We start from the raw sequence: 21,416 nt of genomic DNA, 5'->3' as shown, positions 1-21,416 counted from the left end.
GTGTTAGTTTAAAGATTTCGGTTGCTCAATGGTTATTTCTCACAAAGCATTAACATGTAGGTGAGAATATGATATTAACGATTACAATGAATCCTTCAGTGGATATCGCATACCCCTTAAATAAATTAATTATTGATGATATTAATCGGGTATCGAATGTAAAAAAGACAGCTGGTGGTAAAGGGCTTAACGTGACCCGAGGTATAAAATTTTCTGGTATACCTGTTTTAGCCTCTGGCATTATTGGTGGAACAACTGGTGAATACATTAAAAAGCAGTTAGATAAAGATAACATTGCTTATTGCTTTTATACAACTAAACAGGAGTCAAGAAACTGCATTGCTATTTTGCATGAAGGCAATCAAACCGAAATTTTAGAGTCAGGCCCAGAGTTGGATAATAATGATGTTGAACAATTTCTGAACCATTATGAAACCATGCTTGAGCAAGCCAAAATCATTACAATATCGGGGTCATTGCCTCAAGGTTTTCCCATCGATTTTTATGTTAAATTAATTGAACAAGCTGAAAAACGTCAAATTCCGGTGTTGTTAGATTCATCAGGCAAAATGCTCTATGCAACACTGATTTCAAAACACAAACCTTATTTAATCAAGCCAAATAAAGAAGAATTACAACAAATCATTGAGATGAAGATTGATGCGGATGATACCCATTCATTAATCCAGGCACTCAACCATCCGCTATTAAGTGACATTCCGATTATTGTTATCTCATTAGGGAAAAATGGAGCGTTTGCGCGTTGCCATCATCAATGTTATCAAGCCTCAATTCCCCAAATTAAGGTCATTAATCCGGTGGGTTCAGGAGATATTACTTTAGCTGGGCTGGCAGTCAGCTTGCATGAAAATGAATCGATTGAAGTGATGTTAGCTCGAGCTATGACGATGGGAATGCTCAATGCCATGGAATCACAGACAGGGTTTGTGAATATGCGTCATTACGACCACTATTATCAACAAGTGAAAATTACAAAAATTATCTAAAAATATAAGGTTAATTAGGAGTGACTTATGTATCTTATTTCTAGTCAAGAGATGTTAAAAAAAGCACAACGTGAAAAATATGCCGTACCTGCGTTTAATATACACAATCTGGAAACCATTCAAGTTGTGGTTGATACAGCCAAAAAAATGGAATCACCGGTTATACTCGCAGCAACACCGTCAACTTATCAATATGCAGGCACACCCTACTTAATTAATATTTGCAAAACCGCAGCACAAATGCTGCGCTTTCCTTTTGCGTTACATTTGGATCACCACGAAAACATCAGTGATATTAAAGAAAAAATTGAAGCGGGTATTCGCTCGATTATGATTGATGCGTCACATCATCCCTATGAAGAAAATATTGAAATTGTGAAAAAAATGGTTGAATTTAGTCATCAATATAATGCAAGTGTTGAAGCCGAATTAGGCAGGCTTGGTGGGCAAGAAGATGATTTAATTGTTGAAGATAAAGAGAGTGCATTTACAGATCCGGATGCCGCCAAAGCGTATGTCGAGCGCACAGGTATCGATTCGCTGGCTGTTGCCATTGGTTCAGCTCATGGGCTCTATAAAGGTGAACCTAAACTTGATTTTGAACGATTAGCTAAAATACGCGATAAAGTTGATATTCCACTGGTATTACATGGCGCATCGGGTATCCCTGAAGTGATGGTAAAAAAATCGATTTCCTTAGGCATTTGTAAAGTGAATGTGGCAACGGAATTAAAAATTGCTTTTTCAGATGCGTTAAAGCTAGATTTTAATCATCACCCTGATGCTAACGATCCAAGACATTATATGCAACCAGCTAAATTAGCTATGGCGAAAATTGTGGAAGAAAAAATTCGCATTTGTGGAAGTGCAGGAAAATTATAATAGAAAAGTATGGGTAATTAACTTGAAATGAGCGTTAATTTATTACACTGGCAGTCACTTACTGTCAGTTATTAATGGGGGTATGTATTGTCACTAAAAAGTGATTTTCATAGTTATAATGGTGAACTCATTTTATTTTTACGAAATGAGTGACTCACGGCTAACATCAAAATACATCGTTAGGTTTTAAGATTTGATAGAGTGTGCTTAAGTGACTTTTTAAGCACACGATCGACAAAATTAATGTTATTGGATGAGATGATTCAGCACTTGTTTAAACGTTGAAAATGAACAAAATCCATTAGCATTAATAGGACAATTTTCCATTTCTAATACGACTTTATGAGGTGGGTTTTGACGGTTTAATTGTACTAAGTCACGGATCTGGTCGGTGGATTGATAAAAATATTCAATTTTCATCAATGCTTCGCCATTGTGATTATTACGCCATTTTTGAAAGACAATTTTCCCACCAATAGGGGTGGTTTCAAACTGCTCTGGTAACGTGTAATGCTTAATTTTAATTGTTGAAAGTAGGGAGGCTACATTGGAATCATGTCCCACTAACAGCGTAAATTTAGGATGTACTTCATTTTCTGAAAAAGCGTGATTAATATAATTAACTAATTTTGCTGACACTTGTTTTGCCACAACGGGCGATCCAAATAAAACGCTATTGTAGTGCTCTTTGATCGCAACTAACTGTTCAAATTGTTGCTTATCTTTTATTTGCCCCCAAGCAATATCATGTAAAGGCGAGCCTTCATAATATTGTAAGATAAAAGCATCAGCAATAGAGGTTCCAGTACGAAGAGCGCCTGTTATGCCAGGTTCTTTGCCTTTTTCAATAATAAGCTCGGTGGGTAAATGCGCAAAATCACACTGTTTATGTGTAATACAATTGGTTGAATTAGGGTAATTTAGGATAGTCGACATGTCTTGATACGCTTTACCCAGTTTTTCATTCAGCCCTTCAATGCCTTTGGTATCGGCAGTTTGGTTAATTGAATTAATTGCAGCTTGTTTAAAGGCTGAACTATTATCATCAATGACAGGAAAAAATAGCGGATCCATGCTGCCAAGCTTTTCTTTATGGATAATTGGCACAAGACAACCCGGAAAAGCACCAACTGCAAAAAACTGTCCGGTGGCAATTGTGCGTTGCAAACTATTGGTATAAATATAAACATCATGGTCGTTTGGACAACGATCTTGATTTAATAATTTGTTATCGACTAACCATTCACTGAAATAGTGACCAAAATAGCTTTCTAATGCTCCACCACGAGTCGTTAAATAACTCGCTGGGGTATCCCATTGCGGCCATTGATTGGGCGTGACTTTACCCAACGTACTATTAGGGCTAGCTAATGGTGCTCGCAAACCATGGCGACTAAAAACAACAACTTGTTCTAATGTAAAATCGTTCACTGTTTCTATAGCTGGTACATTGAAAGATAAAACAGTTGTTAATGCTATGATTCCCTTTAATATTATCTTTTTCATCTGATCTCCTAATTTGCTTAAATCAAAACTCAACTGCTATTAATGATGAGTTATTATTCAGGCATTTTCCATATTTATTAAACTTGTTTGGGGTGAGTGATATATTGTTCGTTGAATTGATTAGATTGATAAACGATATTGCCTTTGACTAAAGTTGCAATCAATTGATTTTGTTCGGTAAGAACAACCAAATTAGCGATTTTATCTGGCGCAATGCTACCCAATGTGTTGTCTATGCCTAATGCTTTGGCTGGGTAATAACTACCATGTAGCCAAGCCTTATCAAAAGAAGTATTAGTAAAGTTTGCCAAATTATTAACTGCACAATCAAGAGTTAATGTGCTACCTGCCAAGTTTCCATCATCGGTGCGAACAACATTATCTTTCATATGCACTCGCAACTGACCTAAATAATAGTCACCATTAGGCATACCCGTTGCGCGCATAGCATCGGTGATTAAAAGTAAATTTTCACCACAACACTTATGGGCAATTGCAACTGCGGCAGGGTGTACATGGTGACCATCAACAATGATTTCGGTTTGGCAATGATCTATGCTGAGAGCTGCACCAACAACACCTGGGTTACGATGATGTAATCCTGACATGCCATTATAGCAATGCACTACACCACTTGCGCCTGCTAAAAGTGCGGCTTTTGTTGTTTGATAATCTGCATTGGTATGCCCAATCATGACCCGAATATTTTGATGACGTAACCATTTGATAATGGCTAAAGCATTGGGATACTCGGGCGCTAAAGCGATACACTTTAATGTTCCTTCGGCTAAGGTTAGCCATTTTTCAATTGTAGCGCGATCGGGGGCTTGCAGTAATGCTTCTGGGTGGGCACCTTTATGAATAGCATTAAAAAAAGGGCCTTCCAGATAAGAACCTAACAAAGTTGCGCCTGTTACGCCTTGCTGAATGCTGTTTTTAACTTGTCGTAGTGCGGCTTCGATTTTGTCATGGCTTTCTGTCACCGTCGTTGCCAAAAAAGCACCTACCCCATGTTGGGCTAAAAAATTGCTCATGGTATTGAGTGATTCATGGGTCGCATCCATGGTATCGGCGCCCATGACACCATGAATATGCGTATCAATCAGTGCTGGTAATAGTTTGATTTGATTAGGACACGGTTTATCACTCGGTGTGATATCCGTGATGATTCCGTTTTGAATGGTGACAATGACATTATCAAGCCAGCCAACCGGTGTTAACACTTGTTTGGCGTGGATTTGCTTAAATTCCATCAGAACACTCCTCATTTTTAGGTGATTTTTTTTGGTGCTCGTGCCATAAGCTCGTTATCGCTCTTTGCCCATTTTCAATGGTTTCTTGACGAATTGTTGCTAAGTCCAGATCCTCTCGCTGTAATAATATTTCAAGTAATAATGGCAGATTAGTCCCACTTATCACTTCAATATTATTATATTGATAACTCAACATGGCGGCTAGTCGAAAAGGCGAACCACCAACAATATCTGTCAAACATATCACACCTTGACCACGATCACACTGTTTTAATGCCGTATTTAACTGTTCTGCTAATTGTTCGCTACTCATGCCATCAGGAAAATTAACGGCATTAAATTGTGTTTGTTCACCAATGATTTGTGTTGCCGCTTCAAAAAGTCCGGTAGCAAAGCTACCATGACCTGTTAATATTACGCCTAACATAAATTTCCTCTATAAAATTCCCACTAATTTGCCGACCACACCAATAATCACCGTTAACCCAATTAATTTAACGGGTGAAAAATTACGTTTCATCAAGTAATAAATAGTTAATGTAAATCCAAGCGGTAACAAATTCGGCATGAGTTTATCGAGCACATCCGCTTGTAACGCAATATGCGCTTGACCCGCATTAATTTCTAACGGCGTTGAAAAATGCACGTAAGAGGCAACCAGTGCACCAATAACGGTCATACCGACAATGGAGGCTGCGTGTGAAATACGCTTAGTATGGGATTTTAATAAAGGTAACGCACTGGTGCCTGCATGATAACCGTAATGAGCAAGTCCAAAACGTAGACCGAAATGGACTAAATTGAACATTAACAAGAAAATGATCGGACCAAACAGACTTCCTTCTAAAGCTAATGAGGCGCCAATCCCTGCGCAGATTGGTAATAAGGTGAGCCAAAATAGCGCATCACCGATTCCGCCTAATGGCCCCATTAAGGCAACTTTTACCGCCCGAATAGTCGATATGTTTTCTTTTCCTTTTTCCATGGCTAAGACTAATCCAGATAAAAAGGTCGCATCGAAAGGATGAACATTGATAAATTCCATATGCATGTGCATAGAATTTTTTAGATCATCCTTATTTTTATGAATTTTACGCAATGCAGGTAATACGGTAAAAAGCCAACCGCCAGCTTGCATCCGTTCATAATTAAATGATGCTTGCAACGCCAATGAGCGAAATGCCATTCGGTTTATATCACCTTTAGTTAGTGTGACATCTTGGCTTTGGTCGGTAAACGTATCTGCCGAGACTTTACTTGTGGCGAGTGCTTGTGCCATACGTTTTTCTTCTTTATCTGCCATTTTTTGGTCATGATCATCATTAAATTCCATCTTCTACCTCCACTGAAGTTGCGCTTACAGACTTGTTACTGTCATTGTTATCACGGCTATAATTATAGAAATCAATCATTGCAATGGCTAAAGCACCTAACGCAATGGCTAAAATAGGTAAATTAAGATAGGTCACCCCCAGAAAACCTAAAATAAAGTAAGCAACATACGTTTTCTTCATCATAATTTTCATTAGCATTGCAAAACCAATTGCTGGCATCATTCCGCCCGCGACACTAAGCCCATCTAATAACCATTTAGGTGATTTTTCAACTAACGCGGTTGCTGCATCAGCACCAAAATAGATAGGTAAAAATGCGACAATGAAATAGAAACAAAATAGAATTATCATCCCCAGATAGTTCACCCACTCAATACCTTTAAAATTGAGCTGATCAACATAGCGATCACATTTGTGCATCATTGGCGAATAGAATGTAAATAAAAGGGTAATACAACCTTGTACCGCTATGGCAAAGGGAACCGCTATCCCAATGGCAACTTTAGGCTCGGTGTGTGTTAAAATTGCAAAACTGGTACCAATCACGCCACCTATAACAACATTTGGAGGTTGTGCGCCGGCGAGTGGAACCATGCCCATCCAGACCAGTTCTAATGAACCACCCACATATAACCCTGTTTTTACATCACCCAAAATCAATCCAACTAACGGTCCAATTACGATTGGTCTGTGTAAATGCGTAAGTCCGTCAAATAAGTCTACGCCAGCAATACCGGCTAGTAGTCCTATCAATAAAGCATCCATTAACATAATTTGCCCCTCTTGCTATGATGATAGATTGAGTAAATCTGCTATTTTTTCGCCAGATTCGTCCGGTACACGGCGAACTTCGCAAGTGACGCCTAACTTTTCCAGCTCTTTAAAAGCAGCGATATCATTGTCATCAACGGATACCGTTTTATGGATCTGTTTTTTTCCTTCAGAAAAGTGCATATTACCAACATTGACAAATTTAATGGGTACGCCACCCTTAACTAGAGTTAGAACATCTTGAGGTGTTTTACAAACAATAAAGATTTTTTGACGTTCAGCTGCTTTGCCAATAATGTCGATAGTTTTTTGCAAGGTGAAATAACGCGTTTGAATTCCTTCTGCAATAACCATATCCATCAGATTTTGTTGTACCGGATCTTGCGCAGCGCTGTCATTGGCAACTAATAAAAGATTAGCGCCAAGCGCATTCACCCAAGTCACACCGACTTGACCATGAACTAAGCGGTTATCAATACGTGTCATAAGAATATTGGGAGTACTCATATTTTTATATCCTTTTATTTAAAGGTTTAATCGGATTGATGACTTAAATTTGATGAAATGGATAAATCGTCACACCTTTTACAACTCGATTCACTTCACCGGTAGGACAAGGATTGTCAGGGGGTAATCCAACACTCAGTGATTTTTCAAACGCTAACATTTGAGCAAAAACTAAGTAAGGAAAAATCAACCAACAATCGGAAAGATGACAATCAACCGACAATATTTGTTTATGCGTGCTCTGCTGACCGCTCAAAGCAAGTACATCTGTTGCGATACGATCGTGTTCTAACTCATTAAATAAATCGATATCGTATTGGTGGATATAAGCATCGTTAGAAAAGAAACATACCACTAAACTTTTTTCATTAATCATAAATTTAGGGCCATGGCGTAAACCTAATATTGAATCAAATCGGGTTGCAATTTTACCGGCAGTGAGTTCTAAAATTTTTAATGCGGCTTCTTGAGCGGTGCCAGTGAAGCAACTACTACCAACATAAATTACTCGTTCATGATTTTTTTTGGCTAATTGTTTTGTGATGGTTTGCCAATTTAAAAGTTGGTGCTCACAAATAGTGGCAATTTTCATGACTGCATCATTTGCATCATGAGTATCGATACCGCCTAAAAGCAGCAGTGTGGCTAATATCATGCTACTAATACTCGATGTCATCGCAAACCCAAGATCATGCGTTCCTTCTGGCAGGACTAATTGCAATATACGCTGAGCATTATTTTTTTGGTTAGCATAATCGGTTAATGCACAATTGGGATTACAGGTTAAAAATAGGTGATAGCAATCTGAAACGATTTGATCGGCTAATTTTACGGTTGCAACGCTTTCAGGGCTGTTGCCAGAACGAGCAAACGAGACAATTAATGTTTTTTTATGGGCAGATAAATATTGTAATGGATCAGCAACAATTTCAGTAGTGCCATAAGCATAAACATTGCGTTTAGTCTGTTCTCTTAGCCATGGTGCAAGGGCGACACCGCCAAAAGCGGAAGATCCTGCACCGGTAAGGATAATAACTAAATTCGGATCAGCCAGTAAGGGGGTTAGAAAGGTTTCTATTTGAGGTTGTCTTTGGGAAAGTAATTGAAGCAAATCACGCCAAATTTTAGGTTGTTGACAAATTTCTTTAGCTGTATGAATTGCGCCGTGTTGTTCTAACCACTCTTTCGAATAATTTAAGTATTGTTGCATAATTGTGATCCTGTTCGTTAAGTCATAAAAATAAAAAAAGAGAAAAGTTTATAGATTGGCAATAACCACATTAATGCCTAATGTGTGTAATTGCGTTAAATATTCTTTTGGAATATTTGAATCTGTAATCAGCGTTTCAATAGGATTGATTTTTTCAATCATACAAAAGCTTTTACGTCCAAATTTACTTGAATCCGTTATCGCAATGATTTGACCTGAAACTTGACACATGACTCGATTAACCGATGCTTCGCCAAAATTGGGGGTTGTGATACCTGCGCTAAGGTCAAAGCCATCAACACCTAAAAAAAGTTTATTAAAATGATACATTTTAAGTTGTTGTTCTACGGTTGGTCCCGAAATAGAAAAGGCTTTTTTTCGAATATTACCGCCAGCAATGATGACTTCAATGTCAGTATTGATTGATAAATCGTAGGCAATATTAATTGCATTGGTAAAAACAATGAGATTTTGTTTTTCACGCAGATAAGGCACCATGGCTGCAGTTGTTGATCCTGAATCGAGAATAATGCGATCACCATCTTTAACCATTTCTGCCGCTTTTTGGGCTATCTTATTTTTAATGGTAGAGTTAATACGACTTTTATCTTGTAAAGGTCTATCAAAAGCGAAAGCTTTATTTAGCATAGCACCGCCATAGGAACGCAATACACAACCTTTTTGTTCTAAATGGCGAAGATCATTACGAATGGTGACAGTTGAAACTTTAAAAAGCTTACTTAATTTATTGACTGAAACGGTATTTTCTTTACCAAGTAAATAAATAATTTTTTCTCGACGTTGCAATGTATTCATTATTAAATCATTCATAACATAATTACTTGTTTTGCTTTCATTCTGTTATTCAATTTAAACATATGCAAAGGATCGAAAAATGATAGGTGAGTCACAAAACCGATTTTGGTTGTAAAAACGTGAAAACCTTTTCATTTGAAAGGAAGTGAAAGAAAGGGTAAGGGGAGTAATAATAACTTAAAAATAATATTGTATTGTTATTCAGTTGATTAGCAAACTTGAATGGATAATAAAAAATACTTAAATCATCAAAAAAATAACGTGTATTTCGTTTAATGAAGTGATGAAGATCACAAATTGGATAATTTGACCGAAATATTTAGAAATTTTATCAATAAAAAAGAAATGACGTTGAGTCCAAAGTTTAATACAGTGAAAGTCGTTATTGAAACCCAATGAGAGTTTCAATAACTTTATTAACGATTTAGCTTACGTCGGTTTTGGGTTGTGCAATGGATTTTTGCGTTCGTTCAAAAACGATCATCACCACAAACGCAATGACAGTTAAATAAATAATGAAAATGCCATAGGTAGATAGCATATCAATCAGTGAACGTCCTCGCATGGCGATATCTCGGAAGAATCGAAATAGCCAGACTAAAGGAAATGCATGACTAACATAGTAAGTCCAAAGTGGCATAATCCCGACCGCCATGGTTGATCCACCCATAATAAATCCTGGTGGCACTAAGAAAATCATTTTGCTTGCACCTTCACCTGGATTATTGGTTTTCCAGGAAAGTAAAAAACCTAACCAACCAAATGCAAGTCCGGTCATGAAAATGCTTGGTATAAAAATAAAATAGTTACCATCAAAACGTAATTGTCCAAAGATCACTAATACGGCGGTTATTAATGTTAATCCGGTCGTATAAAATAATGCATAAGGGACTGTTCTTGCTAATAGTGCAACAAAGCCTCTTTCTAAAACTGTATTCCACATGCCAGTGACTTTTAAACGACCGACAATCATTAAAGAAGTTAATCCATACGTCAGTGACGAAAAGAAGTAAACAAAATAGATAATTGTCGATATAGTGGAAGAGCTAGCTGGATTGAACATATATCGCGTTTTAAGTTGCATTGGCGATAAGGTGGCTTCTGTCCCTTCATGTCCTAAACCTAATGCAGACACTTTACCAACGCTAAGTTCAGCCCCTAACTCAGGAATATATTCATTTAAGCTTTGTAACACTTTGGCATTTTGTGCATCATTGGTATCATCGGCAAAATACCCTAAACGAACAGTTTGGTCACCTTTTTTAAGACTTTTCTCTAATCCTTTAGGAATATAAAGTACCCCTAAATTGCGATCGTGCGAAACTAAAGTGATAGGATTCACTGGTGATCGGATGACTTCGGATACTTCGATATAAGGCGAAGTATTGACTTTACTGATTAATTCCGTTGAATAATGTGAACCATCAAGATCAATAACCGCAATCTTACCTTCAAAAACGGCACCATGACTTAACACAATGGAAAAGATTAGCGCAACAATGGCTGCTAATCCTATTGCAACTTTATAATATGGAATGAAGTGACCTGACAACATTGCGTCAAGTTCTTCAAGCATAGATTTAATGATGTTTTGCATCATTGATCAACCTCGATTGTCATACCGGTTAAAAGTTTTGGAATAGATTCCATATATATTCTGACCTGATAAGAGGTTAAATCAGCTTGACCACGTTCACGTGTCATACGTAAATCCGCAAAAGAAGGTGCTGCGGTTGCAAAACGAACTTTACCTTTTATCTCTTTATCAAGCGCGATGACATTGGCTTTAACCGTTGTGCCCGGTTGGTAGTCATTAACCATTTTTTCGTTTACATAAATATCAATGTATTTACGATCGGTCTCTAATAACACTGCTGGTGCGCCTGTCGGAGCTAATTCACCATCTTCGAACATGATTTTTAATACTTTGCCATCTTCAGGTGCCGTTAATGTTAATCGTTGATAATTGATATGTAGTTGTTTTAAGTCTGCTTCAGCTTGTGCAAGTTGTGCTTGGAGCTGAGCTAACTGATTTTGTCGGTTTTGAAGTTTTTGTCGGGCAATAGCAACAGATTGTATTGTCATACCTGTTGCATTTCGAGTTTGCTCAAATTGATTAATTTGTTCGGGTGTTGCACCAATCATTAAGGTGGATAATTGGCTTTGAATCTGAACAACTTGCATTTTCGCAACCGTAAAGGCATTACGGGCGGTATCAAGTTGCGATTGCGAGTTTCCCCCTGTTTTACGTAATTGGGTTTGACGATCAAACTCCATTTGAGCTAAATTTTGAGCTGATTTAGCGGCTTCTAAATTTGCTTTCACTTCTTCAATTTTACGCCAAGTGGATAATTCGGTTAAATTTGTTTCGTTTTCGGTGATCGCAATGGCAGCTTGTTCTTGAGCAACTGCCGCTTTTTGGCTGTCAACCTGCGCTTGTAGACGATCGATAGCTAACTTAGTATCGACATCTTCTAATTGCATTAACGGATCCCCTTTTTTTACAAATTGTGATTCTTCGACAAATCGTTTGATGACTTTTCCGCTCACATTTTGAAAAGCAATATTAATCTCATCTGCGGTTAATACGCCAGATTTAATGCTTTTAGCCACGGTGACGGCATCATTTCGAGAACCTAAAAAGATTAAAAAAGAGGCAACTGTTAGGATAATTAAAAATATAACAGGGATTTTGATATTTTTTTTCATATATAGCTTATTTTCCATTTAATTAGTCAGCTAAGTATTTAGATAAATAAAATAGACTTTAAGTAAGCTCAAAGTCAGTTATTTTCGTAAAAGTTTACGTAACATCAATATTAAAGACTCTTGTTCTTGCGAGTTTAAAACTTCGGCAAAAGCACGAATCGATTTTAGGTGATTGGGTAATGCTTCTTGAATTAATTTTTCGCCAACTTCAGTCAATGAGATAAGTCGAGAGCGACCATCTTCACCACTTTTAGACATGGTGATTAATGGTGGAGTTGCAGCTAGCATTCGCTTAACCATAACTGACACGGTAGCAGGGGTAACACCTATGCGTAATGCCAAATCACTGGCACAGGTTTCACCTTCCGAAAAGAGTGACATTAATAATGCGAATTTACCTTCTGAAACATCATAATCTTTAGTCAGTTGTGCGTAAATGTTTGAACGGATTAAGTCAGCCGTGGTGATCAAGCTTAAGACCAGATCAACGCCTGAAACATCAACAATATCATCATTAAATCTTTGTGCTCGTGCTAACGTTTCACGAGACGGAAGCTTTCTTGACTTGTAATTCAATTATCATTACTCAATTTATTTAGTCGGCTAATTATACTATTTAAATTTTGATTAGCAACATTATTTAACCAAGGGTGATTGGATATTAAAGGTTAAAGCCTATCAGGGGAGGGATCCTAAATTTAATTGACGTTAAATATTTTATAATGCTTTGTTTTAAAAATAGTTATCCTTATTACTACTAAAGTGGTAATCCTTGAGGATAATTATAATCTGAGCAAAGTAACATAAAATGGAGCACAGCTATAAATTAAATAATTGAATTAAAATAAAATTGGAGCTTTATTATGAGTAAAACCAATCTCGTTATCATCGGTAATGGGATGGTTGGACATCGTTTTATTGAAGAAGTTATCGATAAAATGCAGTCTGATCTGTTCAATATTACCATCTTTTGTGAAGAACCTCGCCTTGCTTATGACCGTGTTCACCTTTCTTCCTATTTTTCTGACCACACTGCTGAAGCGCTTTCTTTAGTTCGTGAAGGGCTATATGAAGAAAATAACATTCAAGTATTACTGAATGAGCGGGCAATATTAATTAATCGTCAACGTAAAGAAGTTCACTCACACACAGGGCGAATTGTTCACTATGATAAATTGATTATTGCTACCGGATCTTATGCGTGGGTACCACCTATTAAAGGTTCAGATGGTGCAGATTGTTTTGTTTACCGAACCATTGAAGATCTTGATGCCATTCGTGAATGCGCAAAACAGTGTAAATCAGGTGCTGTTGTCGGTGGGGGGTTGTTAGGGCTTGAAGCTGCCGGTGCGCTGAAAAACTTAGGAATACAAACGCATGTCGTCGAATTTGCGCCAGTATTGATGGCTGAACAACTTGATGCCATGGGGGGTGATCAGTTACGCCGAAAAATTGAAGAGATGGGCGTTGGAGTTCATACCAGTAAAAATACCCAAGAAATTATTCATACGCCGTTAGGTAAGAAGATGCAATTTGCTGATGGTTCGTCGCTGGAAGTTGATTTTATCGTATTTTCAACAGGTATTCGCCCGAATGATCAACTTGCTAAAGCATGTCAACTTGAGATTGGTCAACGTGGTGGCATTGTGGTGAATAACCATTGTCAGACATCTGATCCTGATATTTACGCTATTGGTGAGTGTGCGTGTTGGCAAGGTAAAGTATTTGGTTTGGTTGCACCAGGCTATAAGATGGCACAAGTTGCCTTAGCGCACTTAATGGGTGAGCCAATGCAATTTGAAGGCGCTGATATGAGCGCTAAATTAAAGTTAATGGGCGTTGATGTCGGTAGTATAGGGGATGCCAAAGGAAAAACACCCGCTAGCCGTAGCTATGTCTATTTAGATGAAAATGTACCGGTTTATAAAAAATTGGTCGTTTCGTCAGATAATAAAAAATTATTAGGCGCTGTATTGGTGGGTGATACGGCTGATTACAGTAATTTATTACAATTGATGTTAAATGAGATGGATCTTCCTGAGCATCCGGACACCTTAATTTTACCAGCTCATGCTGGGGCTAAACCCACAATGGGCGTCGAAGCTTTACCGGATACTGCACAAATTTGCTCATGTTTCGATGTGACAAAAGCAAAAATCATTAATGCGATTCACGCAGGTTGTCATACTGTAGCGGCAATCAAGGCAGAAACCAAAGCCGGTACAGGTTGTGGTGGTTGTATTCCATTGGTGACTCAGCTCTTAAACTCAGAATTAGCTAAACAAGGTATTGAAGTCAGCCATGCTTTATGTGAACATTTTAAATATTCACGCCAAGAATTATATCATTTAATTCGTGTTGAAGGACTAACTTCATTTAATGAAGTGATCAAAAAGCATGGTACGGGTTATGGATGTGAGGTGTGTAAACCGACGATCGCCTCTTTATTAGCTTCATGTTGGAACGATTATATTCTCAAACAAGATTTAGTTCCGTTGCAAGATAGTAACGATATCTTTCTTGGTAATATCCAAAAAAATGGAACATATTCGGTTATTCCGCGTAGTGCCGGAGGTGAAATTACACCAGAAGGCTTGATTGCGGTGGGGCAAATTGCTAAAAAATATCAACTTTATTCAAAAATTACTGGCTCTCAACGTATCGGTCTTTTCGGTGCGCAAAAAGATGATCTACCCGCTATTTGGAAAGAGTTAATTGATGCCGGCTTTGAGAGTGGTTATGCGTATGCAAAAGCCTTACGAATGGCAAAAACCTGTGTGGGGAGTACGTGGTGTCGTTTTGGTGTTGGGGATAGTGTTGGTCTGGGTGTTGAACTGGAAAATCGTTATAAAGGGATTCGGGCTCCACATAAATTCAAATTAGGTGTATCGGGTTGTACACGTGAATGTGCGGAAGCACAAAGTAAAGATATTGGCGTTATTGCAACTGAAAAAGGTTGGAATCTTTACGTATGTGGTAATGGCGGGATGAAACCTCGTCATGCTGATTTGCTTGCTGCTGATCTCGATAGACAGACATTAATTCAATATCTTGATCGCTTTATTATGTTTTATATCCGTACCGCTGATAAATTACAACGCACTTCGGTATGGCTTGAAAATCTGGAAGGCGGGATTGACTATTTGCGTAGTGTAATTATCGACAATAAGTTAGGTATTAATGATGAGCTGGAAAGTGAAATGACTCGTCTACGTAAATTGGTGGTGTGTGAGTGGAAAGAAACGGTTGAACATCCTGAAAACCAACAACGATTTACTCACTTTATTAACAGTAATTTGCGTGATGAAAATGTCAAATTTATTCCTGAACGTGATCAGCATCGACCTGCGACAGCCGGAGAACGTCAAGCAATGTTAGGAGAGCAATAATATGAGTCAATGGATAACAGTTTGTCAACTCGATGACATTTTACCGGAAACAGGCGTGTGTGCACTTGTCGGTCATGAACATGTTGCAGTATTTCGTCCTTATGATTCCGATGAAATTTATGCAATCAGTAATATTGATCCTTTTGCACAAGCCAGTGTCTTATCTCGAGGTATTATTGGACAGCATGAAAATGACTTGTATGTTGCAAGCCCATTAAAAAAACAGCGTTTTCGTTTAAAAGATGGTTATTGCATTGATGATGCCGACTATTCAATTGCGCATTATGAAGTAAGAGTCAATACAGATGGTTTTGTTGAAGTTAAATCATCGAGTTAAAACAATTTTAAAGGTTTAGATAGTTATGTATACCGATACAATTAATAAATGTGCTGCCAATGCAGCACGTATTGTACGTTTAGCCAAAACTAACCCGATAGGGTTTTGGTTAAGTTCTGCTATGGCCGGCGCTTATGTTGGTCTTGGTATTATTTTGATCTTCACTTTAGGTAATTTACTTGATCCATCCTTAAGACCTTTAGTCATGGGGGCGACATTTGGTATTGCCTTAACGTTAGTTGTGATTGCAGGATCTGAGCTTTTTACCGGTCACACAATGTTTTTAACGTTTGGCGTAAAATGTAAGAAAATTACGCATACACAGATGTGGCTAGTATTACCTCAAACGTGGTTAGCCAATTTATTGGGGTCTATTTTTGTCGCTGCTTTATATTTTTATGCTGCTACCCCATTATTATCAACCGATACCAGTTTAGTGCATAGTGCAGCATTAGCCAAAACGACCGCATCGGCTAGTGCGCTGTTTTTTCGTGGTATTTTATGTAACTGGCTAGTTTGTTTAGCTATTTGGATGGCAAATCGTGTTGAAGGTTCAGCTAAATTTATTGCGATTTGGTGGTGTTTGCTAGCATTTATTGCCTGTGGTTATGAGCATTCGGTGGCGAATATGACGTTATTTTCACTTTCATGGTTTGGTCATCATAGTGATGCTTATACCCTATGTGGAATTGGTCATAATTTACTTTGGGTATCGTTAGGTAACCTTGTTTCTGGCGTTGTTTTTATGGGCTTGGGATACTGGTATTCGACACCAAAAACTGAACGACCATAATCTTGGCTGAATTAAAAAGGATATATATTGAGGTTTTATGGATTATTTTCCACTATTTTGTAAGTTAGAAAATCGGGATTGTCTGTTAGTCGGGGGTGGTGAAATCGCTGAGCGAAAAGCTCGGCTATTACTCGAAGCAGGTGCAAAGTTAACGGTTAACGCACTTGAATTTAATGAGCAATTTTTATGTTGGCAAGCGCAAAACCAGTTGATATTACAGCAAGGGGCATTTAATGCACAACTGCTTGATAATAAATGGTTAGTCATTGCAGCGACCGATTGTCCTAAAACCAATCAAACCGTCAGTCTCGAGGCTGAAAATCGCCGTATCTTTTGCAATGTTGTCGATTCGCCGAAAGATGCAAGTTTTATTATGCCTTCGATTATTGATCGTTCACCAATTATGGTTGCTGTGTCATCAGCAGGGCATGCGCCGGTTTTAGCTCGTCTATTACGAGAAAAACTAGAATCAATATTGCCTCAGCACTTAGGTAAATTAGCGCAATATGCGGGTTATTTACGAAATAAAGCTAAGCAAACCTATAAAACGCTCACAGAACGCCGTCGATTTTGGGAAAAGCTTTTTACTCATGATAGATTGGCACAAGCCATTGCCAATAATGATTCTGAACAAGTTGAAACACTAACCAATGAGTTATTTAATTTATCACTGGATCATCGTGGTGAAGTGGTTTTAGTGGGCGCCGGTCCCGGTGATGCAGGCTTACTGACTTTGAAAGGATTACAGCAAATCCAACAAGCCGATATTATTGTGTATGATCGATTGGTTTCGGATGAAATTATGAATCTTGTCAGGCGGGATGCTCAGCGTATATTTGTTGGCAAACGGGCAGGGTATCACTGCGTGCCACAGGAACAGATTAATCAAATTTTGTTAGAACAAGCGCAAAAAGGGTTACGAGTTGTCCGTCTAAAAGGGGGCGATCCGTTTATTTTTGGGCGAGGGGGCGAAGAGCTGGAAACGTTGTATAATGCTGATATTCCATTTTCAGTTGTACCGGGAATCACTGCTGCATCGGGGTGTTCTGCATACAGTGGTATCCCTTTAACACATCGAGATTATGCGCATAGTATTCGTTTAATTACCGGGCATTTAAAAGATGGTAGTCATCTTGATTGGCAAAGTTTAGCGGCTGAAAAGCAGACCTTAGTGTTCTATATGGGGCTGTCTCAAGCTGAAAATATTAGTCAACAATTAATCAAACACGGTATGGATGCTAATACGCCCGTCGCCATTGTTGAGGAAGGTACCAGTACCAAACAAAAAGTGGTAACAGGTTTGCTTGGTGAGTTAGCTAAAATCGCTTTGCAAGCATGTAGTCCAAGTTTGATTATCATCGGGCCTGTTGTTGCATTACGAGAAAAACTCAATTGGTTTTCAAATCATTAATTTAAACAGGCAAGTCTATTACTTTACAGCATAATGGTCTTGCCTGTTATCTAAACGTAAACCGCCTTACATCATCATAATTTAAGGGATGACAGCTTTTAAACTTTTCGATTGAGTTAAGTATAATCAATTATCTTCAATTAATGCATTACTCTTTGCTCTGTAAATACCATACGGTCATTTCCATGCGTGATTTAAAATTTAATTTTTTAAAGATACTTTTTACATGCACTTTTACGGTACTTTCAACAATATCCAGATCTTTGGCAATGCGTTTATTCGAAAGCCCTTGCACTAGCAGATTAAATATTTCATGTTCTCGAGGCGTTAATAAGTTTATATCGTGAATTTGTTTGGTTGTTGGTTCGCCGCTGTGTCGCATATAGTGAAGAATAATATGCGAAATTGCTTCATCCATAATGATTTTACCTTCGGCAATATCTTTTAGCGCTTTAATAAAATCTTCTGGCTCCATATCCTTTAACAGGTAACCATCCGCTCCACTTTTGAGTGCGGTAATGATATCTTCTTTGGCATCCGATACCGTGAACATAATGATGCGACTGGAGATATTTTTTTCCCGTAAATAGCGTAGTATTTCTAACCCACTAACATTTTGAATATTGATATCCAGTAAGATCATATCGGGATCGAGCTTTTCAGCGAGTTTTATCCCTTCCGTTCCAGCCCCCGTTTCACCAATCACTTCAAAATGGCTAACGGTATTGATTAATTGTTTTACACCATTTCTAAGCATAGGGTGATCGTCAATAAGTAGTATCGAACTTTTTATCTGTTCCATGGGTTACTCTTCTATTATCGTAAATGGAATGGTCTTATTGGCTTTAAATATTACCATAACTTGCGTGCCTTTTTGTGGCTCAGTATTAATTGTTAGATTACCATTTAGGATTTCTGCTCTGTCTCGCATAATCACCATACCATAATGATTATCCTGCTTAACATCAGTTTGAAAACCAATACCATTATCGCTAACACTGACCGTGATAATCTGATTATCATCAATGGTTAACGCAATGATAACGTGTGATGCTTGTGCGTGTTTGTACACATTGTTTAGCGCTTCTCGAATAAATTGTAATAAATGAAAAGCATGTTTGCTTTTGATGATATTGAGCGGTAATTGATATTCAAGTTGAATGTTAAATTTTAGTTTTTGATTAAACTCTTCAATCATCTCCATTAAGCTAGCATAAAAACCTGTTTGATTGAGCCGCAAACGAAAAGAGGTAATTAATTCACGTAACTGGGAATAGGTGATATTGACCTCTTTTCGCATTGTTGCTAATAGTTCAATACTACTTTGTGATGTCAAATCAGATTGCATTTGTAGACAGCTAAGATGTATTTTTAAACAGGATAATGATTGCGCAATTGAATCATGCAACTCTCTTGCCATTGCTGATCGCTCTTTCATTAATAAATACTGCTTTTGTTGCTCTATTTGTCGATCGAGCATCATTGCCGTGGACATCTGCTCGATAAGTCCTGTTATTAAGTTTTCCTGCTCGTCGCTAAGGGTAACATCTGTCGGTTGAATGGCAAATAATATGCCATATTTTTCGCCATTGTCTTGAAGATACCAATAACGTTGAAATCCATGTTGTTTAGAATGTTTTGATTCGGTTAAACAAGCACAGCAATGCGGATTTTGGCAGAAAGGTAATTTCTGCTCATTGTCATAACTAATTTGTTGGTAATGTTCAGGGTTTTCAGATTCATAAAATCGGATTTGAAATTGAGTGAGTGGTACAAGTTCTTCTAATTGACGTAAAATCATTAAAAAACGTTCACATAATGGCTTTGATGTATGGAGCTGTTTGGTGGCGTGATATTGAAATGAGATGATGTTATTGGTTTGTTGCAATTCAGCCGTTTTTTCAGCCACCCGTTCTTCAAGGATTAAATATTGAGATTCGATTTGATCAGACATGTTATTTAACGCTAACCCTAACAAATCGAATTCATTTTTTCTGGAACGTAGCGGAAAACGTTCACTAAAATTGTGTTTTGAAATAGCCTGAGCCATATTAATCAGTTTGCGCCAAGGGGCGAGAAGATAACGACGCAAATAGTAAATCTGAGCAATAAGAAAGATCACAATAATGATAATAAATAATTGTTGCAGACGAGAAATATAATGAATCTGGTTTTCGGTCTTCTGATCGATCTTATGTACTAAGTAATTGGTTTTGATAACAAATTGATCGATATCCGTTTTTATCTCATCGATGTTTTTTGCTTGTGCAATTTTTATCGCAATTTCGGTACGCCATTTATTATGTAACTCATTGAATTCATCTATTAAATCATAACGTTCAAAAAGGGCTAATTGTTGCTTTGACGACGTTATTTCACTAAAAATATTTAAACGGTCATTATCGTGTTTATTGAGGGGAACCATTGATAAAAGTTGATAACTTTTCATACGAATTAGCCCTAATTGATTAATCATATAAGCGCTACCTTTGGTATCATTAGCGACTTGAATAGATAGCGATAACGCAATTAACGCAATGGTGCCTAAAAAACACATTAATAGCGACAAACGATTAATAATTGAAGCATGATAGCGAGTTTTATTATTGGTTGTTTTAGTACTCAGCATAGAATTACAATAAATTAACTAAGAAATAATGATTTATCCGTATTGTAACGCTAAAACGATATCTTGCTGATCTTTTTTGTAACTTTTTGCGATCTTTTAGTAAAGACTGCTTGCAACAAGGATAAATTTTGCGTAAAATTCACGCCCTATAAGATTAATCAATGCAGACATATATGTTAAATCAGGAATAGTCTGCTTTTTATTGCGGAGTTAAGTATGTACGCAGTTTTCCAAAGTGGTGGTAAACAACACCGAGTCAGCGAAGGACAAGTCGTTCGCTTGGAAAAAATTGAAGTCGAAACAGGTGCAGAAGTTGTTTTCGATAAAGTTTTAATGGTAGCAAATGGTGAAGACATCAAAGTTGGTGCTCCGTTTGTTGAAGGTGCAACAATTAAAGCAGAAATTGTTGAGCACGGTCGTGGCGATAAAGTGAAAATTGTTAAATTCCGTCGTCGTAAACACTATCGTAAACAACAAGGTCACCGTCAGTGGTTCACTGATGTGAAGATCACTGCAATCGCTTAATAGGAGTATCGAACAATGGCACATAAGAAGGCTGGTGGTTCATCACGTAATGGTCGTGATTCCCAGAGTAAACGTTTAGGTGTTAAACGTTATGGTTCTCAAGAAGTTCTTGCTGGTAATATTTTAGTACGTCAACGTGGAACTCAATTCCACCCAGGCACTAATGTAGGTTGTGGTCGTGACCATACCTTATTTGCTTTAATTGACGGACAAGTAAAATTTGAAGTTAAAGGACCTAAAAACCGTCGTTATGTTAGTGTAATTGCTAACAGCTAATAAAAAGCGGTTTAACGTTTATGGAAGCCTCACAGCTATTGTGGGGCTTTTTTCATTTCTT

The 21,416-nt window shown here is 37.7% G+C and carries 21 protein-coding genes; 8 read left to right on the top strand and 13 right to left on the bottom strand.

All coding sequences use genetic code 11. The annotated features are described in order from the left end of the window. Positions 1-68 precede the first annotated feature (68 nt). A complete protein-coding gene (locus J3U14_RS04570) occupies positions 69-1,007 on the top strand; it encodes a hexose kinase (protein WP_267350338.1) in 939 nt (312 codons plus the stop codon). 27 nt (positions 1,008-1,034) lie between these two features. Then, a complete protein-coding gene (locus tag J3U14_RS04565; RefSeq protein ID WP_220216359.1) occupies positions 1,035-1,889 on the top strand; it encodes a tagatose bisphosphate family class II aldolase in 855 nt (284 codons plus the stop codon). 246 nt (positions 1,890-2,135) lie between these two features. Here J3U14_RS04565 and agp read toward each other — a convergent pair whose 3' ends face one another. From agp to J3U14_RS04510, 11 genes are all read right to left on the bottom strand, one after another. Beyond that, positions 2,136-3,395, bottom strand: coding sequence for a bifunctional glucose-1-phosphatase/inositol phosphatase (agp, locus tag J3U14_RS04560; protein ID WP_267350340.1), 1,260 nt, complete (start codon positions 3,393-3,395; stop codon positions 2,136-2,138). Positions 3,396-3,472: 77 nt separating this feature from the next. After that, the gene (gene nagA, locus J3U14_RS04555; protein WP_267350342.1) at positions 3,473-4,648 is read right to left on the bottom strand and encodes an N-acetylglucosamine-6-phosphate deacetylase; all 1,176 of its coding nucleotides are present in this window, start codon (positions 4,646-4,648) and stop codon (positions 3,473-3,475) included. Continuing rightward, on the bottom strand, positions 4,638-5,075 hold the full coding sequence (gene agaF, locus J3U14_RS04550; protein ID WP_220216362.1) for a PTS galactosamine/N-acetylgalactosamine transporter subunit IIA: 438 nt from the start codon (positions 5,073-5,075) through the stop codon (positions 4,638-4,640). The genes nagA and agaF overlap by 11 nt, the downstream gene beginning before the upstream one ends. A 9-nt stretch (positions 5,076-5,084) precedes the next feature. After that, a complete protein-coding gene (locus J3U14_RS04545) occupies positions 5,085-5,981 on the bottom strand; it encodes a PTS system mannose/fructose/sorbose family transporter subunit IID (RefSeq protein ID WP_267350345.1) in 897 nt (298 codons plus the stop codon). Beyond that, a complete protein-coding gene (gene agaW / locus J3U14_RS04540; RefSeq protein ID WP_065558605.1) occupies positions 5,971-6,753 on the bottom strand; it encodes a PTS N-acetylgalactosamine transporter subunit IIC in 783 nt (260 codons plus the stop codon). The genes J3U14_RS04545 and agaW overlap by 11 nt, the downstream gene beginning before the upstream one ends. A gap of 15 nt (positions 6,754-6,768) precedes the next feature. Continuing rightward, on the bottom strand, positions 6,769-7,260 hold the full coding sequence (agaV, locus tag J3U14_RS04535; protein ID WP_220216365.1) for a PTS N-acetylgalactosamine transporter subunit IIB: 492 nt from the start codon (positions 7,258-7,260) through the stop codon (positions 6,769-6,771). A 43-nt stretch (positions 7,261-7,303) separates the two neighbouring features. Next, positions 7,304-8,470, bottom strand: a complete 1,167-nt coding sequence (locus J3U14_RS04530) for an SIS domain-containing protein (RefSeq protein ID WP_267350347.1) — start codon at positions 8,468-8,470, stop codon at positions 7,304-7,306. Between the two features lie 48 nt (positions 8,471-8,518). Next, positions 8,519-9,289, bottom strand: a complete 771-nt coding sequence (gene agaR / locus J3U14_RS04525; RefSeq protein WP_363317347.1) for a transcriptional repressor AgaR — start codon at positions 9,287-9,289, stop codon at positions 8,519-8,521. Positions 9,290-9,710: 421 nt separating this feature from the next. Beyond that, complete coding sequence (locus tag J3U14_RS04520; protein ID WP_267350350.1) at positions 9,711-10,883, bottom strand: ABC transporter permease; 1,173 nt, start codon at positions 10,881-10,883, stop codon at positions 9,711-9,713. Continuing rightward, the gene (locus J3U14_RS04515; protein WP_220216369.1) at positions 10,883-11,995 is read right to left on the bottom strand and encodes an HlyD family secretion protein; all 1,113 of its coding nucleotides are present in this window, start codon (positions 11,993-11,995) and stop codon (positions 10,883-10,885) included. The genes J3U14_RS04520 and J3U14_RS04515 overlap by 1 nt, the downstream gene beginning before the upstream one ends. 78 nt (positions 11,996-12,073) lie before the next feature. Next, positions 12,074-12,571, bottom strand: a complete 498-nt coding sequence (locus tag J3U14_RS04510; protein ID WP_220216370.1) for a MarR family winged helix-turn-helix transcriptional regulator — start codon at positions 12,569-12,571, stop codon at positions 12,074-12,076. 287 nt (positions 12,572-12,858) lie between these two features. On the opposite strand from J3U14_RS04510, the gene nirB reads away from it, so the two are divergent. The 4 genes from nirB to cysG are packed head-to-tail and all read left to right on the top strand — an operon-like array spanning position 12,859 to position 17,925. Then, positions 12,859-15,384 carry a nitrite reductase large subunit NirB gene (gene nirB, locus J3U14_RS04505; protein ID WP_267350352.1) on the top strand — a complete coding sequence of 842 codons (2,526 nt, stop codon included), beginning with the start codon at positions 12,859-12,861 and terminating at the stop codon, positions 15,382-15,384. A gap of 1 nt (position 15,385) precedes the next feature. After that, complete coding sequence (nirD, locus tag J3U14_RS04500; RefSeq protein ID WP_267350354.1) at positions 15,386-15,721, top strand: nitrite reductase small subunit NirD; 336 nt, start codon at positions 15,386-15,388, stop codon at positions 15,719-15,721. Between the two features lie 25 nt (positions 15,722-15,746). Beyond that, positions 15,747-16,514 carry a nitrite transporter NirC gene (nirC, locus tag J3U14_RS04495; protein ID WP_267350355.1) on the top strand — a complete coding sequence of 256 codons (768 nt, stop codon included), beginning with the start codon at positions 15,747-15,749 and terminating at the stop codon, positions 16,512-16,514. Between the two features lie 37 nt (positions 16,515-16,551). Further along, positions 16,552-17,925, top strand: coding sequence for a siroheme synthase CysG (gene cysG / locus J3U14_RS04490; RefSeq protein WP_267350357.1), 1,374 nt, complete (start codon positions 16,552-16,554; stop codon positions 17,923-17,925). 148 nt (positions 17,926-18,073) lie between these two features. Here the strand turns inward: cysG and narL are convergent, their stop codons facing one another. Continuing rightward, a complete protein-coding gene (narL, locus tag J3U14_RS04485) occupies positions 18,074-18,727 on the bottom strand; it encodes a two-component system response regulator NarL (protein WP_267350359.1) in 654 nt (217 codons plus the stop codon). A gap of 3 nt (positions 18,728-18,730) precedes the next feature. Beyond that, positions 18,731-20,554 (bottom strand): nitrate/nitrite two-component system sensor histidine kinase NarX, encoded by a 1,824-nt coding sequence (gene narX / locus J3U14_RS04480; RefSeq protein WP_267350361.1) that lies wholly within the window; start codon positions 20,552-20,554, stop codon positions 18,731-18,733. A gap of 216 nt (positions 20,555-20,770) precedes the next feature. Between narX and rplU the strand changes: the two genes are divergently transcribed. Beyond that, positions 20,771-21,079 carry a 50S ribosomal protein L21 gene (gene rplU / locus J3U14_RS04475; RefSeq protein WP_025314436.1) on the top strand — a complete coding sequence of 103 codons (309 nt, stop codon included), beginning with the start codon at positions 20,771-20,773 and terminating at the stop codon, positions 21,077-21,079. Positions 21,080-21,094: 15 nt separating this feature from the next. After that, complete coding sequence (gene rpmA, locus J3U14_RS04470) at positions 21,095-21,355, top strand: 50S ribosomal protein L27 (protein ID WP_025314437.1); 261 nt, start codon at positions 21,095-21,097, stop codon at positions 21,353-21,355. Positions 21,356-21,416: the final 61 nt, after the last annotated feature.

Origin of the sequence: Gilliamella sp. B3801, assembly GCF_026536645.1 — a bacterium.
GTDB lineage: Bacteria > Pseudomonadota > Gammaproteobacteria > Enterobacterales > Orbaceae > Gilliamella > Gilliamella apicola_I.
The sequence above is the reverse complement of the archived record's forward strand: the minus strand, read 5'-3'. Positions and strand labels throughout refer to the sequence as shown.